The sequence below is a fragment of the Roseburia sp. CLA-AA-H209 genome, from assembly GCF_020687575.1.
Taxonomy (GTDB): domain Bacteria; phylum Bacillota; class Clostridia; order Lachnospirales; family Lachnospiraceae; genus Roseburia_C; species Roseburia_C amylophila.
In genome coordinates this window covers 37,024-53,873 of the sequence record NZ_JAJEQU010000011.1, presented here as the reverse complement: position 1 = coordinate 53,873, position 16,850 = coordinate 37,024, and the positions used below count along the sequence as shown (strand labels likewise).

Below are 16,850 nucleotides of genomic sequence, written 5' to 3'. Positions count from 1 at the left end.
TCCTCTATTCCTGCCCACTGCCGACAACAGCCACCACAGTATCCATTTTTCTCCCCTCTTCCGACATACAGGAAAAATGCAATAATCCATTTTCCAAAGCTTCCATCTTAAAATCTTCAACCGGAATAACTGCCTTTCCATCCGCTGTACTTACAGCAGTTCCGGACCGGACAAAAAGCTCTTTCAACATGCCATCCTCTTCAAAAATATAGGTACAATATTCTTCTCCATCATAATCCTGACGGATGATAAGGCTGTCTGTTCCATCCACCGAACCAATAGTAACTGTCCCATTATCATTCTGATGAATCTTCTCCGTAAGATAAGACAATACTGTTCTGCTTTCATAATTTTCATCTGCCATAGTCGTCGTATCCTGATAAATATCTGCTGCCAGGATAAGCACCAGAAGTCCGCAGATTGCCAGCAGCCCAAACAATGCCCATGGAAATAATATATCAATTGTATGTTTTCTGGCGGTACTCTCTGCCATATTCATCCCTCTTCACTCTAATTCTTGCGCTCAATTACTGTCACATCCGGCATAATGTTTGCTCCAAGCAGCTGGTAGTCCACAAAAAAATGCTCCTTATCATAGGAAAAACCATACTGTTCTTCCAGATACGAAAGACTGTCCGGGTAATGTCCTTCCAGCACATAACACTGCACGATTTCTCTCTGCAAAGCCTCTTCTAAAGAACGTTTTTCCTCCTCTTTACTATCCGCCATCAATCGGTTCAATCCATGGCAGGTCAATAAAATAATACAACTGGAAATGACCACCGTAAATAATATCTTTGCCCAGACAGAATGCCTTTTTTCATGAAAAAAAAGCCTCTTTCGACGAAATCCTTCCATATGCATCTCCTTCTTACAGTCCTGCCATAATTCCCATCAACGGAAGAATCACGGATAACAGTATCATTCCGACAATAACAGACAAAATAATTACAAGTGTCGGTTCTAATATTGCAATATAAGAAGACATTCTCTGATCAATTTCTCTTTCATACTGTCTTGCTATCGTCTCTAATGTTTCATCGGTCTCTCCGGTTTTCCCGGAAATCACCAGCATCCTCTCATACAAGCCCTCAAATATTCCGGCACCGCCTACTGCTGCTGCAAAATCCTCGCCCTCTTCCATTTTCTGGCTGCATTTCTTAATCTTCTTTGAAAAATTCTTATCTGCAATCAATTCGTCTGCAAATTCCAGTCCTTTTTGCGGATTTTGTCCACTCTTTAAAGTCAGATACAGGCTGTCTGCGAAACGACATGCTGCGATTTTATCGTATAAGCCATGAAACAAGTGCATTTTTCTGCTAAAACCAGCAAACGCTCTTCGTCCTCTGCTGCTCTTTACAAAATAAACAAATACTCCAACGATTACCGCCGCTATTGTAATGAATACAATTGCATAATTCGAAATTGTTTTTCCCAATACCAGCATGCCACCGGAAAATCCGGTCATCTGTCTGCCTAACTGGCGAAATACCTGTTCAAATACCGGCATTACTTTTGTTAAAAGTATCACAATTACAGCTATCATCATAGCAACCATAATCAAAGGATATGTAAGTGCGCTTTTAATACTCTTCTCGATCTCATCCTCACGCTCGTAATGGTGAGTCAGCCCATTCATAACATCATCCAGTGTACCTGTTTCTTCTCCTATCTTAACCATCTGAAGAAGATAATCCGGAAATACACTGGTCTTTTCCAGTGCCGGATATAACAGTCCTGTATTTATCATTTCATCATACATTACCTGAAGTATTGCCTTTTCCTGCACATCCTTTGCATCTTCCAGTAATAATGACACCCCCTCAACTGCCGGAAAGCCTGCATGCAGAACCATTGTCATCTGGCTGCAAAAAGATGCACATTCAAGATTTGACAGCTTTTGCTGTTTTTTACTTTTTCCCATACTTTTCTTCCTCTCTTAATATGTGTACTTTATAATATAACGGCTTCCGTCGCCAATATAATCTTTTACAGTATCATCATCATTATTGGCTGCCAGGGTCGGGTCCATAAGAGACCAGTCCTTTCCGTCAAAAGATATCATATTATCTACCCAGCCTATCTCATCCACATAACAGCTGATCCACGCATGATAAGCCTCACCCGCATATCCTACCTGAAGTTTGGTTGGAATTCTCTGCGAACGAAGCATCGCTGCCATCAATGCTGCATAATCAAAACAGATTCCTTTTCCGGACGAAAGTGTTTCATCTACATCCGGCACATATCCATATGCAACATTCTCTGCTTTTTCTTCATCATATGTAATATTTTCAATTACATAATGATAAATGTTGGTTACTACATCAAGGTCACTGTCGCAGCCTGCTGCCAGTTCTTCCCCTTTCTTTACCGCCTTGGAATTCTCATCAAAATCCACATAGCAGTTAGGTGCCAGAAATGGGACAAATTCATCCGTAATGGTAACATCAATACTCTGGGTAAATGCTGTTGCATACAAATTTTCTTCTACTGATGCAGCTTCATATAAGGTCAACTGGTAAGTACCGCTTCCCTGTGTCAGCGGATATACAATATACGTTCCATTCTTTGTCACCAGATAGGTATATGCTTCCCCTTCCGGTGTCTCTATCTGGAATTTCACTTTTTCATTAGTTCCGGTATAATTAAGCATCACATAACCATCGGATGCATGCGATGCATCAATGGCAATCTGATCTGTCCCATAAGCCACTTCTCCGGAAGCCTCCGGATGTAATACTTCTGCTGTCGCATCACGATTTCCCTTTGCGGTATCATTGCTGCTTTGCTCCGGAGAATTCTTCTCTCCGCCACAGCCTCCCAATGCACCGCTCATCAGCAATATCCCTGCGGCCATCCATATTATCAGGTAATATTTCTTACTGTGCCGGCTCTTCTGCCTCTGCATGACAACACACCTATTCCTTTTCCTGTATATTCCTGCTATCTGTACCTATATATAATAAAATTGCCGCCAGTAATACAACTGAGACGATTACAATTTTACCGTAAAAGGTTACCATAGCTGCAAATATCCCTCCTAATACCGGAATGGTCAGGGTTACTTTTCCAATTACCTGTGCATAGGAAACCGGGGAAATATCCTCCGCTTCATTTGCATCTCCTTTGGTAATCAGCTGACCGGACACCACCTGATTCTTCACCACACGATGGGTAATGATAATTCCCGCATCTGTATCGCTCCGATATGCCACAACTTCACCTTCCATAAGTTCTGCCGGTGCTTCTTCCCTGACATAAATAAGACTTCCTACCGGAATCGCCGGTTCCATGCTTCCGGTTACAACTGTATAAATATCAAACCCTGTAAGCCTTGGTAATGTCAATGGTATGCAAATCAGAATCACCAATATCAGAAGAGATACTCCTATCATACTACAGATTCTGGCTATTGTCCTCTTTTTTCTTTTTGTTTTTCCCATTCGTTAATGCCTCTGCTCTGACATTCATTTTCTTTCTTCGTAATGCAAAAGCAGTAAGAGCCACAAGTCCTGCAACTGCCGCTGATGCTACACCAATCAGCAATGGCATATTTCCTGCCGGTCTTTTGGTCTTCTCATCCTTTTGCTGCATATCTGCTAACGGAGTTTCCTCATCATCAAGATTTACCAGTTCCTGCGGAGTCTCTTCATCCGGAATATTTACATTTCCATCTGCCCCTTGATTATTATCCGCATTGGCATCATCTGCTGCATTCGCATTGTTTGCCGCATTTGCATTGTTTGCTGCATTCACATTGTCTGCTGCATTTGCATTGTTTGCTGCATTTGCATCATTTCCGGCATTTGCACTGTTTGCCGCACTCTGTGTATCCGTCGTGTATACAAACGTAAAAATGTTTTCTGCTTCATTGCTGCTTAAGGTTTTCGTCAGATTATATGCCTGCGGACGATAATTTTCAAAATATTTAAACGCCACCACCGGCTGGTCACCCACTGCACCATAGAAGGTCTCACTGTCTGAAAGTGCATTTCCATTGGCATCCTGATAATTCACAGTATATGCTACCATATTTCCCGCAATTGCATATGCTGCTACATACTCCTGATCAGATTCTACCACAAAGGCAGATTTTCCAACAGTATTATTATCCCTTCCGCTCTCCCGGATTCCACCAATATAATATTTTCCATCTTCCTTTAGCTGAATACAGGACTGTGCCCGAACCATAATCCGGTCACCATATTTCAGTCCACTGATTTTTATTTTTTCTCCCTGGCTTTCCTTTTCAATCTGATAAGAAGAACCTGTTATATGATTGTCTACTGTAATTCCATTCGTATCTGAAAAATATCCCTGATTTCCAGAGCATAACGTTACTGTATAGGTATATTCTGTTTCATTTCCACCAACTTTTGCCCATGCCTGTACCGGAAATGCCAGTGTAAGTAATGTTGTAAATAAAATACTTCCGTGAAGAATACGTTCCATTCTTTCTTTTATTTTATTCTTCATCCCTTACTCCTCCTTTTCCAACCGATTTTCAGCTGCCTCATCTTCTTTTCGTGTCCTCTTCACTCTCACAACAAAAAGGACGACTAAAACAAGTCCTGCCGCCAGAGCAAGTGCTGAAAAAAGAAGCACCTGATTATTATCACCCGTTTTAATAACGACATGATTCGACAATGGTGTTGAACCACTGGATAATAATTCTACCGCAAAATTCATCTGCAATTTTGCCAGGGTATCCTGATAGGTATTTCCCTGTGTCTCACCTTCCAGCTTTACGGTTAGTGCAATCTCTGCTTTTTCACCTTTCGCAAGCTCATCCAGATAGAAATAATCTTTCATTGCATTGGTTGCCTGGTGAAGACCTTCACCACTTTCTCCTACCGTATCTCCACCTACATTTTCACTGCTGTATAAAATACGGTTACTTCCATCCGGAGCCGTAAAAGAAAGTATGTACGAATACGCTCCTCCGGAAGCCACACTCTGTGAATCCTCAAGGCTCTGTAATACCTGATTTGTCATATACCACTGCGTATCCCCATCATAGGTATTCTTTAACTCCAGTCTGATATTTACCGTATCTCCCGGCTGAAGCTGATATATCGCATCATCAATATCTGCATTTTTAAATGTGCTGTTTAATTTTTCTCCATCAAACGTTACGTTCCAGTCATCACCGCCGGAAAACTCTTCTGCCTGTACCTGAACAGGGGCTGCTGCAACCAGAGCCAGAGCTGCCATGATACCAATCCATTTTCTCTTCATCTCAGTCTCCTCCTTACTGCAGTAATGTCAGATTTCCATTGGAATCAACAGAAACATCAACTCCCCAGGCACTCTTAATCGCATCCTGCGCATTGTGTGTCTGTACGGCATCCACTTCTGCCTCTACATGAAAGGAAACCCCATCATAATTAAATGTTGTAGTAGTGGTCTTAAGTCCATTTTCCTCCGTTGTATGCTCCGTTACCTTTGACGTAATAGAATTATCAATCTTTAAAGTATCAGAAAATGCCGGTGTACTCTCACCCACCTTCAATACCGATGGCCAGTAAAGAACAGTTCTCTCCTCCGTAGATGCATTTTCATCCACAATCCAGCCATTCTGGGTCAGGTTTAATTCAATCAAACTCGGAGCAAGTGTTGTTTCCTTGCTTCCATCCTCATTCTTCCAGCTCTTATAAATTCTCACACGGACATATTCATCAATATTGCCACTGTTTTTTACGGAAAGTGCTTCCTTATAATTTCTTCCGGCTACCAGCTTTCCATCGGTCTCATCCAGCATATCTGTAAGAAGTGCTCCCTGATTTTGCTTCCAGGCATCATCACTTCCTGCATAATCACGGCTGCTGATATCCTTAGAACCCTTGGCAGATTCTTCCACCAGAGTCACTCCGATATCATACATTTCCATCTGTGCGGTATAATTCTCACTATAGTAAGTAAGTGCTGCTCTCGCACTTCCAACCGCACTTCCTGCCAGAAGAAGTACTGCTGCACCCAATAATAAAAAGGTTCCTTTTCTTCCCTTCATTACTTTTTTCAATCGGCTCATTCTTCACCAGCCTCCCTTGCATCTGCAGTTCCTATATCTGTCCTGGTATCTGCAATCCGGTTCCAGTCTGCATATGGTGTTCCATCCTCTTCATAGAGAACCGGTGTACACTCCTGAACGACCACTACATTAAAACTCTCTTTATATTCCTCCGGTATTGCTATTTGGGCTAAAAGTTCTTCTGTATTGCCACTTACCGGAACAATATCACTATAATACCAATAGCCATCTTCGCCCTGATTCCATGACGAGCCGGACATAGTTAATGTAATCTGACTTCCTGCGAATACCTTTACTCTGACAAAGCAATCACTTTCTCCTGTATTTGTAAGTACGATATGCTTCTCCATATTTTCAACTTTTTCTTCTATTGTAGTTTCATTACCAAGTGTAATCGAATATCCTCCTTCCGCTTCCACATAAGTTGTAAAATACGCCATTGCCGGTGGCACTGCTGCCCCTGTAAGGAATACCAATGCTGCTGCAGTCAGCCAGAACACTTTTGTTTTTTTCTTCATCATCTTATATTCCAGCCTCCTTTAGTCTTTCTTTACACTATTATCCGGTAATTGTGTCCACTGCCATCCCTCATCTTCATCATAATCGAAATGATTGGTCACTCCGTAGCCCGGATTCAATCCGTGGTCATATGTATTATCAAACTCCACTGTTACGATTTCATCCGCACTGATTTCTGCTGTCTGCTGTGGCTCACTTACCAGTCTATAACCAGCCCCACTATATACCTCTGTCACAGTAACTTTTGCACCTGCCGGAATATGATCTGCAATTGCCGCTTTCGTTCCTGCCGATGAATGTGTGGTCGATACTACATTACTGTATACCGTATTACCATTTTCATCTACTGCTTCTATCGAAAATACAAAAGTTACCTCTTTCATTGTCTCATTATAGTTATCAAGATTTTTCTGTATAAGAAGACTTCCATACCGTGGAGAACGTTCCGGTTTTAGATTTGCTGTAACCTCGTAAATCCATTTGTTTTCTGCGCCTGCAGAATGAAATGCCTGATTATCCGGCAACGCAATCAGACCTGGATTAAAATTATACTCATAAAAACCGGTTGATGCAGTTTCAACCACAACAAGATATATCCCAGAATTCAGTTCTTTCTCTCCTGTTCCATCCGTAATCGTGCATTCTGTATCCGGGGTTTTATCCGAAGCGAGCTCCGCTGCCTTCGCTGTCATCTCTTCCCATGTAACATCTCCATTTACCGCATCTTTTAAAGAGAGGGATTTAAATTCTGATGTTTCGCTGTACTCTCCTGCTGCATCCACAGTCGCTACCTGATATATTTTAGCATGCAGTTCCATCCCATTCAGTTCTTCCGTATATTCTTCGCCCTTCGGCACAGATAAAGTCAAAGTACAAGGTTCTGCCGGATCTATTACATTGGTGGCATATGCAGATGCCACATGTAATCCTGCTGCTGCCAAAAACAACGTCAGTAATCCCGCAATATACCCTTTCTTTATTTTTAACTTTTTCATTTTCCACCCTCCTTAGAACCTCTTGAAACTTTTCTATCTCGAATAATCTTTATCAAAACTGTAATCAGAATTGCTGCTGCAACTGCCAGTATTGCATATAACATATAATAATCTTTCACCGTCTGAAGCATAGATTCATTGGCTATTGCCTTCTCATCATCCTCTCCATTATACGGGACACTGTGACCACGCACCAGCAGTCTATGGCTGTTTACACCATATGGGGTGCAGGTGAAAAGTGTTACATAATCTTCCCCTTCGACATTCTTCATTGCCTCTGTCAAAGTATCCGTATCATCCTTTTCTACCATCGGCAGAATCTGATCCACTTCATATGCAAGCACCTTATCCAGTACATGCACATAGAATTTATCACCTTCTACAAGCTGGTCAATATCGGTAAAAAGTTTCGCACTTGGCAGTCCGCGGTGTGCTGCCAGTACACTATGTTTTCCCTTACCACCAACCGGAAGACTGGTTCCGGACATATGACCTGCGCCAATCTGTAATACTGCCTCCGAAGTTCCATGATAAATCGGAAGTCTCTGTTCTATTTTCGGGATGGAAATATATCCCATAATCCCATTATCTCCCGGATTTAATACGGACCAGTATTTACTTTCTCTCATATTCTGTTCTTCCTGTGAAAATGCATCCCCATCGAAGGTATTATTACCTATCTGGGAATTATATTCCTCTGCCATCTCCCAGAGCTTCTGATAGTCTACTTCATCCATATCTGCAACAGTTTCTTCATAACTGGCAATTGCCCTGCTCTGATGGTATTTATTCCATTGATCTGCCACAGTCGGATATGCAAAGATTCCCAGTCCGACCAGGAAAACCAGTCCAAGCAGAATTCCAGGTAATTTCTGCTTCCATTTCTGTTTCATTCCCTACTCCTTTTTCCTCTTCCAGCTAAACCGCTGCCAAATCAAAAGTCCCAGTAAAATCCAGAACAGTAATATAATCGCAACTACAATTGCAACTGCAGAAGTATTGACAAGATATCCATCTGCCGTCACAAAGTTACCGCTTTCCTCCTGTGAAATCCGCTCACCCCTTACCAGCAGCCGATGAGAATTGATTCCATATGGAGTGCAGGTCATTAATGTACAATAATCTTTTCCCTCTTCAATTGTAAGATCATTAATTTCCTGTGGTTCTACAATTTTAATCTGATCCACCTGATAAGTCAGTTTGCGATCCAATACGGTAACGGTAAAGGTATCTCCTGCTTCCATTTTATCCAGATTTGTAAAAAGTCTTGCAGACGGAAGTCCTCTGTGTGCAGAAAGAACACTATGTGTGCCTTCTCCTCCAACCGGCAAACTACTGCCCTCTAAATGGCCTGCTGCAACCTGTAATACTCCTTCCGAAGTTCCATGATAAATCGGGAGTTCCACACCTAACTTTTCAATTGTAACATAACCCATGATGCCGGTGCCAGAAATATCAAGAATGCTGTTATAATCGCCTGCCTCTGCATAATTCAGAAATGGCCGGTTCACATCCTTTAATTTTTCATTGTAGGTATCAGCTTTTTTTAACATTGTGTCTTTTTCTTCTTCTGTCAGTGATTTTACGGCATTACTATAAGACGCAACGGCTCTTGACTGGACTTTTGAATTCCAGTAAGAACTAATTGGCGGATACAGCATCACGGAGAGACCTATGATAAAAACAAACACTAACATTACATTCAGTTTATCTTTCTTAAATAATTTCTTTAATGTCCTCTTCATAGATTTCTCCCTAATGCTGTCAAAGTCCCAGCGAGCGGGAATTTTCTTCCAGTCTCGTTCGTGTATAAATCGGCGGTTCACCGGGAATTCCCGGTGAATTACCGCCGTTCATCTTAAAACTCTAGTTTTTTGCAGTACGTTTTCTTGTGATTAACAATACAGCTGCTACAATCATGATAATTGCACCTACGGTATAGAAAATCTTAGTACCGATACCACCGGTTGCAGGAAGTTCAGTTCCACTTAAGTTCTGTACATCCGTGGATACAGCACCTGTTCTTAAAGTTGCTGTAAAGATTGCTTCTGTTCCTTCTGAAACAACCTTTCCAGAAGCATCTTTTACTACTAATGTCTTTAATTCCGGATTATCTGATGTTGTATCATAGGTTGCTTCTACTGAAAATACAAGATCATCTGCTTTATTATATCCTGCCGGAACAGTTGTCTCAACCAATTTATACCGGCCTGCATCTACACCTTTGAAATAGAAGGTTGTTACTCCTGTAATCTCATTTCCAACTGCAACATAATCACCTGTAGTGCTGTCTAATTTGTAAAGGGTAAATCCTGCACCCTCAAGAGGAGCATTGTTACCGTCTACCTTATTTGCAATTAAATTATATGTAAATACAATAACTTTATCTTCTGGAGTTACACCTGTGCCATCCCCATAAGGATTGTTGCTGTATTCCAGTTTGGATACGTTGGTGTTTCCACCTTCACCGATTACTGCATTTTCATTCAGTTTTGCGGTGTAATTTACAACTACTTTACTTCCAGCTTTTACTGCTTTGATATTCTTTAAATCTGCAAAACGAACTTCAAAAGTGCAGCCATCATCTAAATCTTCTGTAACTACTTCATAGCCGGTTGTTACTGCTGTTCCGTCCACTGTTACAGTTACAGAATCTGCATTGAAAGTAAGTCCGTCAGACATGGTATCATGGAATGCATAATAATAACTTCCATATTTATCATATTTTGCATCTACCGTACCGGTTAACTGGAATGGTACGTTATCTCCGATATCATAATCTGCTGCATCCTGCCAGTCACTCTCTGCACCGGTAGAGTCATTTTTCTCTTTTACTTTCTTTTCAAGTTCCGGTCTGTCTTCCTTTGTTGTTACAGTTACGCTGTCATTTCCAGCTGTGTCTAACATAACAAGGGAATAGGTATCACCTTCATCACCTGTTTTTGTTTCTGCAATCAGGTAATAACCCTGATCAACACCGCTAAATTTATCATCGGATGTTTTTGCTTCCGGCTCTAATGTCTTGATTTTTGCAAATACTGCATCTGCAAATGCACGAATACCATCTGCATCTAATCCTGAAATGTAATTAATTACATCCTTATCTTCTGTTTTTCCTGTTACTTCTTTCAATGCTGCTGCATACTTATCATTTAATGTGTATGCAAATTTTCCTTCACCACCATCTGTAGCATTCAGTAATCTGTATGCCGCATATTCAGAACCTGCTGCGCCATTTGTAATTGTAATGTCTGCTGCATAAACAGTAACACCCATTGCGAATGCCATAACCATTGCAACCATTGCTGCAAAAAGTTTTTTCAATTTTTTCATCTTCTTTCTCCTTCTTTGACCTTTTAATATATTTGATACCTGAAACGGATTTCCTCAAAAGGGGGCTTTATATGCCTGCACCCCTTTCTCTTTTCCGTCTCATCCGGTATCCATACAACAGGGATGACATAAGCATAATTGCTGCACCACCTATAGTATAAACAGTAGTACCTGTTCCTCCCGTTGCCGGAAGTTCATAACCGTATTCCTGATTCTTAACCTGAATCGAAATACTATCAAGATTATCATAATAGGTAAAGGTATATTTATTTTCTTTGCTTAATTCTGTACCCTTCTGACCTATTCCAACTAACTCATAACCATTTACCAGTTTTTCTTTCACCGTGTAGACCTGACCATCTTCCAACGCTTTATTACCATTCTGGTCTGTAATGGTCTTCAATGCAACCGATCCACCCTGGCATACGGCAAATTCTGTAATATAATCAGCTTCATCCGTTGAGTCACCTTTATATAATACAAAAGTAAAGGTTTTCATCTGATCATATGGAAGTTCATTTCCATATGCATCCAGAACGTCTTTCTCAATTACCGGTTTCTTATAAATCTTTACTCCGACCTTCGGAGGCTCTGCCCGCAGTGTTTTTTCATTTCCGTTTACTTCTGCCGTATACTGGTATGCGAAGCTGTTCCATGCAGTCTCACCCGGGTTTGCATTCTCTCCTACTACTCCATTATATTTCACGGTAAGAATACAGCCCTTCTTTAATGCAAAGGTATCTGCCATCTTTATACGGAAGGACACATCATCTGACTGCCAGAAGGAATGCCACTGTTCTGTTGAAGTACCCGACATATCAGCTTCAGTAAAGCTTACCAGATTTGAAAATTCCACAAAATAATCCACGCCTTCTTCCAGCTGCCGTTTTGTGCCGCTCTCCTCAGTTACCCAGAGTTCCAGTCCTTCGGCATATGCAACAGAGAATTCACTTCCTCGTTTTTCTTTCTGGTTCAGTACTCCGGTATCATTTATATGTGGCATACTGTCTACAATAACCATCTGTGTAAAGGAGTTATTGCTGACATTTTCAATATTGTTGGTGTAAATCACATCTTTTCCATCTTCATCCAGATAAATGTAATTCTTTCCTTCCAGTCCAAGATAGCCGCTTCCCCGGTTATCTGAATTACCGGTTTCCTCTACCGTTTTCCATGAGAATGAACCATAATCACCCAATGCATAAACGCAATCAGAAGCTTTTACTCCAATATATTTTCCACTGTCATCCGTCACCAGTTCTCCCGTTTTTACACTGTTATCATCAAACGGATCATCCGGCAGGAGATATGCAGTATTTTCATAAATCTTGTTCTCATATACTGTATTTCTGGTATATACCGTAAACTCCGCTTTTCCACCTGCAGGAATCTGATATTCTTTTCCCTCCAGATACAGTGAAAACTCGTGGGTCGCATTATCCGGTATCAGCTTCCATACTTCTTCAGACAAATCATACTTATGAAGTACATTATCATCCTCATCATAAATGGTCAGTACAAAAGCATTTTTGTCAAGTCCCAGGTGAAGGGTTTTATTAGTTGCCTCTTCTTTCGACAATATATGGAACGGAGACTGAACAGAATCTTTCATTGTATAATCGCAAATTGGAATGGTTCCATCGTTGCGTAACTCCAACAGCCACTTTGTCGTTACATTCGGCTGTATATTGTCCTTCTCTTCCAATTCAACAGCATCTTCCACATTTTTACCAGATGGTATATAGGACACTGCTTTCTTGGTAATTCCCGGAACAATTACATCCTTTGGTGTTATCATTACAGATGACGAAATAACACGCTTTTCTCCTACAATTCCTTTATCTTCCGATGTGCCGTTATTCTGTCTGGAATCATCCCTGGTTCCTCTCATTGTAATGTCATTCGGATTCTCACGATATTCCACATCCTTATCTACCAATAAATCCACGGTATTGGTAATTGGAACATCTAATTCCACGTCTTTACTTACCTTGCACATCACAAAGAATGAAAGATTCTTTCCTGCCGGCAAATCATAACCTTTGCCCTCGGCTCCAATCGTAAAGGTAACCATATGATTTTCCTTATCATCATTGGTCATTGCAATGGTAACATCCCTTACCAGACTTCTGCCATCGATATTGGTTACCTGCGCCATGTTCCAGTCGTTTGACTTAATTGGTTCACTATAACTCTTTTCAATCTGAACCGGAAGCGTATATCCCAGGCTCGGACGTATTCCAACATATTCCAGACCATCCGCCATATGATCTTCCAATGTATCAATATGAACCGGATCTTCTCCTGTATTTGTTACTGTAATATTGTAAATCACATAATTTCCGAGATAATTTCCTTCATTTACACTCTTAGAGAATATGGACTTATCTTTTAACTGGCTGGTCTTCCACTGATGGAACTGATCCAGAATTGCCCACACACTCTTCTGCACATCCACTGCCTGATCCAGTTTCTTTTTTCCTTCCGGCTCCCCTTTTACCGTTACTGTATCCTTCATTCCGTTTACGGTTGCACTATTGGTATAAGTAAAGGTTCCCGTCTGTTCATTCTCTTTATCATCCATATAAATGTAAGCATTGAATTCTTTTTCAATCACTTCACCCGGTGACATGGTGCCAATCTTCCAGATTAAACGGATTCCTTTATGTGCACTGATATTTATTCCATTGCTCTTGCCAATCCAGTATCTCTTTATCTGCACATATTCACCATTTATCTTTGTATAATAAGTTCCCCAGTCAGATGTATTTTCTACATACTCTTTCCAGCTGATACCAGCCTCTACCAGTTCCTCATCATTCTTTGGATATCTGGAATTTAACGTTCCTGCCTGCTTTGCCTTATAAATCTTGTATTCATCCGAAGGAAAGACATGATATGGCATATCATCTGTCAATGACAGTCCGCCTTTCTTATATGCGGCATCTCCATCAGCATTTGTAATCGTTATGCTGTATTTAAATAATTCCTCTGCTTTAAAGGTTTCTCCACCTTCCCCGCCATTAACCTTCTTATCTACGGTAATTGGATTTTCCACTTCAATGGTTTCTCCGGTGCTTTCGCCGGATGAGTTGCTGGTGATATGATTTACAAGGTCATAATCCGCTGCTTCCGGCAATTCATTCAGGTCTACCTTACATACATATTTAATCGTTACTTTCTCTTTGGCATTCAGTCTGCCCAAAGAAAATGTCAGCTTCTTGCCATCCACCTGAAGTCCTACATAGCGGCTGCCGCCTACTGCATTGGATGACTCTGCCACGAAGTCCGTTGCACTTTCGGTTACCTGATTTCCATTCTTATCTATGATATATTGGAACACCAGTCCCTTTGGCAGCGTATCCTCTAAAATCTGTTCAATGGTTTGATAGTCTTCTTTATTTTCGATAGTTACAGTATAAGTAACCAAATCGCCATTTTTTACATTTTTCTTATCACTGCTCTTGTCAATGGTAAGCTCCGGTTTCTTATAAATAACGGTAATGGTTGAATCTTTGCCTTTATAGGACGCTTTGTTGTGAATGGAGGTATTGTTTGGATATTTTGCCAGTTCCTCCTGGCTCTTCACATTAACCGCAAATGTAAATTCTGCTTTCTCACCGGCTTTCAATGTACCCGGTGCCCAGCTTATTGTGCGGGTTTCTTCGTCATATTCCGCGCCCTGATTCCGGATTGCCTGTATCTGCTCCGCAGTCAGCACCAGATGCTCCGGCAGTTTATCTGTCACCTTATAAACGCTTCCATCTGAAGCTTCTCCTTTAATCGGATTGTTTCCAGTATTTTCTACCGTAATCGTATAATTAATGGTATCACCGGCAATTACTTCTTTCTTATCTGCCGTCTTAACAATTTTAAAGTCCTCTTTTATTTCCGGTCTTGACTTTACATCTGCGGATAATTTTGTGTGATCATATTCTTTATAAGGAACAGATTCAAAATCAACATGATTTGTAATTACATCCTCTTTTACTTTTTCTGCGGCTACTGTAATGTAATTATCTGTTAATACTAATTTTGATACATCCAGACTTGCGCTTACATTCAGATGCTCCTGTTCTCTTGTTGGCACACCATCTGTCATATACTGGTTCGGCACACTAATCTTATATGTAACGGTTTTTCCATCCAATGTCAGGCTTGTAACGGTTCCTCCCTGAAGATCAGTAAACTGGAAAATCACATTTCCATTGCTATCCACAACGGAAACACCATCTTCACTGACCTTGGTTCCTTCCGGAAAGCTGATTCCATCCGGTAATGTCAATACATCGCTCAACTCTACATGGTCTGTCCAGATTGCTCCCGTATCACCAACGCCACATGGATTCATACTGTTTGCAGTGATTCTATAATCTAATGTTCCTTCCAGCTTATTGATCTTTCCATTCACCGGAATAATTTCCTTGCTGACAGTTTTTTTCAAATCCTGCCAGAGATTCGTTCCATGCCAGATTAATTCTGCCGGTTCAGAAATCACATCATTGTCTTTCTGATCCGGAATCTCCGGTGTCAATGTTACCTTGGAATCCTTTTCCATAATTCCATTTAAGGAATTAAACTGCAAATCGAAGGAAACGGTTGAACCTGCAGGTGGTTCAAACTCTATGTAAGTCTCATCATCCTCTTCTACCAGTTTTACTTCCAGTGTTTCTTCTGTTGTTTCACTGACCGCTTTATAGGTAACCTGCATAACATCACTTTCTTCAAAACCGGTCAATGTAACTCCTTCCGGCAAATCACTAATCCGGATACGAACCGGTACCAGCTCTGTATCTGTCGGATTTGAGTTGGTTGCACTAACGGTTGCATACAGAATCTGTCCATTTTTCCCATCATCCGGACTCTTCTGTGAAACGCTCAAGTTAATACGCTCACTAATCGTGCCTCCGGCTGACGTCTGCTCTGTTTCCTTATTTCCTGTTGCTGCAAGTCCCGGAAGAATCAGTCCCCAGACTACACCCACCGCCACAAGAACGCAACATATCCCCAGTAAAATTTTTGTTCTTCTGCGGATTTTTCTCTTTTCTTCTGCTTTCTTTACATGTTTTCTTACATTTTCCTGCATATCCCTATCTCTCCCTATTTAAGGAATCCCATTTTACTCAATGGCCAGAATCGAAAAGCCACCTTTCCAATTATCTGATCTTCTGCCACACACCCAATGGCTGAACTCCGGCTGTCAACCGATACTGAACGATGGTCTCCCATCACAAAATATTTGCCTTCCGGCACCTGATAAGGAAAATCAATATCACATTCCCCTAAATCTTTCTTTATTGCATATGGTTCATCTAATTTTTCACCATTTACATATACATTGCCGTCTTCGTCTATATCTATGTAATCACCTGCAGTTCCTATGACCCTTTTTACAAGAATCTTACTCTGATAGTAAAAGCCGATGATATCTCCCTGTTTGATTTTTGTGGTTTTCTTTATTACTACCAGTTCACCATTCTCTAATGCCGGTTCCATGCTCTTGCCCGAAACCTGCAATACCGGTACTAATCTTGTTGCAATCAATACTGAAATTGCTGCCACCACAAGCAGTATTCCGAGTGCACTGAAAAGATGCTGCTTCTTCTCTCTGTGAGCCTGTTCCGCCCGTATACTTTGAAGTGCCACATCTAATTCTATTTTCTTGTCCTTATTCCCGTCATTTTCTTCTGTAGTTTCCTGCAAATCCTTCTGGAGTCCCTCTATAATTTCAATCAACTCCCAGCGTTTCAGCTTGCGGAAATCCTTATCTGCCACAAACTGCACCCCCTGTTATTCTTTTGCTGCCCTTATTATGACCTTCCCCTGTCTTTTCATTCATGTGATTTTTCTTTTGTGTTGAATGTAAGTATATATATTTTTTGTATAGAATTATGTCATATTCTGGCATATAGATTTGATTTTTTCAAACGAAATAATCAGACTAATTTTCGTCTTGAAGATTATATTTT

At 40.9% G+C, this 16,850-nt stretch carries 15 protein-coding genes; all 15 read right to left on the bottom strand.

The genetic code is table 11. The features are described from left to right. Positions 1-4: 4 nt before the first annotated feature. Complete coding sequence (locus tag LKD41_RS10915; protein ID WP_227701180.1) at positions 5-493, bottom strand: DUF4860 domain-containing protein; 489 nt, start codon at positions 491-493, stop codon at positions 5-7. A gap of 17 nt (positions 494-510) precedes the next feature. Further along, positions 511-858 (bottom strand): hypothetical protein, encoded by a 348-nt coding sequence (locus tag LKD41_RS10910; RefSeq protein WP_022242448.1) that lies wholly within the window; start codon positions 856-858, stop codon positions 511-513. Positions 859-871: 13 nt separating this feature from the next. Continuing rightward, a complete protein-coding gene (locus LKD41_RS10905) occupies positions 872-1,924 on the bottom strand; it encodes a type II secretion system F family protein (RefSeq protein ID WP_227701179.1) in 1,053 nt (350 codons plus the stop codon). 15 nt (positions 1,925-1,939) lie between these two features. Further along, positions 1,940-2,911: a transglutaminase-like domain-containing protein gene (locus LKD41_RS10900; RefSeq protein ID WP_227701178.1), complete on the bottom strand. Its 972-nt coding sequence runs from the start codon at positions 2,909-2,911 to the stop codon at positions 1,940-1,942. A gap of 10 nt (positions 2,912-2,921) precedes the next feature. Next, positions 2,922-3,398 (bottom strand): signal peptidase I, encoded by a 477-nt coding sequence (locus tag LKD41_RS10895; RefSeq protein WP_242986144.1) that lies wholly within the window; start codon positions 3,396-3,398, stop codon positions 2,922-2,924. Position 3,399: 1 nt separating this feature from the next. Then, a complete protein-coding gene (locus LKD41_RS10890; protein ID WP_227701177.1) occupies positions 3,400-4,479 on the bottom strand; it encodes a MucBP domain-containing protein in 1,080 nt (359 codons plus the stop codon). A gap of 3 nt (positions 4,480-4,482) precedes the next feature. Beyond that, on the bottom strand, positions 4,483-5,241 hold the full coding sequence (locus LKD41_RS10885; protein ID WP_022242443.1) for a hypothetical protein: 759 nt from the start codon (positions 5,239-5,241) through the stop codon (positions 4,483-4,485). Between the two features lie 13 nt (positions 5,242-5,254). Next, the gene (locus tag LKD41_RS10880; RefSeq protein ID WP_118087287.1) at positions 5,255-6,034 is read right to left on the bottom strand and encodes a hypothetical protein; all 780 of its coding nucleotides are present in this window, start codon (positions 6,032-6,034) and stop codon (positions 5,255-5,257) included. Then, positions 6,031-6,555: a hypothetical protein gene (locus tag LKD41_RS10875; RefSeq protein WP_118087286.1), complete on the bottom strand. Its 525-nt coding sequence runs from the start codon at positions 6,553-6,555 to the stop codon at positions 6,031-6,033. The genes LKD41_RS10880 and LKD41_RS10875 overlap by 4 nt, the downstream gene beginning before the upstream one ends. A gap of 18 nt (positions 6,556-6,573) precedes the next feature. Next, the gene (locus LKD41_RS10870; protein ID WP_118087285.1) at positions 6,574-7,548 is read right to left on the bottom strand and encodes a DUF5979 domain-containing protein; all 975 of its coding nucleotides are present in this window, start codon (positions 7,546-7,548) and stop codon (positions 6,574-6,576) included. Next, positions 7,545-8,441: a class C sortase gene (locus tag LKD41_RS10865; protein WP_227701176.1), complete on the bottom strand. Its 897-nt coding sequence runs from the start codon at positions 8,439-8,441 to the stop codon at positions 7,545-7,547. The genes LKD41_RS10870 and LKD41_RS10865 overlap by 4 nt, the downstream gene beginning before the upstream one ends. Positions 8,442-8,444: 3 nt before the next feature. Further along, positions 8,445-9,293 (bottom strand): class C sortase, encoded by an 849-nt coding sequence (locus tag LKD41_RS10860; RefSeq protein WP_118087283.1) that lies wholly within the window; start codon positions 9,291-9,293, stop codon positions 8,445-8,447. Between the two features lie 121 nt (positions 9,294-9,414). After that, positions 9,415-10,881, bottom strand: a complete 1,467-nt coding sequence (locus LKD41_RS10855) for an isopeptide-forming domain-containing fimbrial protein (RefSeq protein ID WP_022242437.1) — start codon at positions 10,879-10,881, stop codon at positions 9,415-9,417. Between the two features lie 67 nt (positions 10,882-10,948). After that, a complete protein-coding gene (locus LKD41_RS10850; protein ID WP_227701175.1) occupies positions 10,949-15,967 on the bottom strand; it encodes an LPXTG cell wall anchor domain-containing protein in 5,019 nt (1,672 codons plus the stop codon). A 14-nt stretch (positions 15,968-15,981) separates the two neighbouring features. After that, positions 15,982-16,656: a signal peptidase I gene (gene lepB, locus LKD41_RS10845; protein WP_227701174.1), complete on the bottom strand. Its 675-nt coding sequence runs from the start codon at positions 16,654-16,656 to the stop codon at positions 15,982-15,984. Between the last annotated feature and the right edge of the window lie 194 nt (positions 16,657-16,850).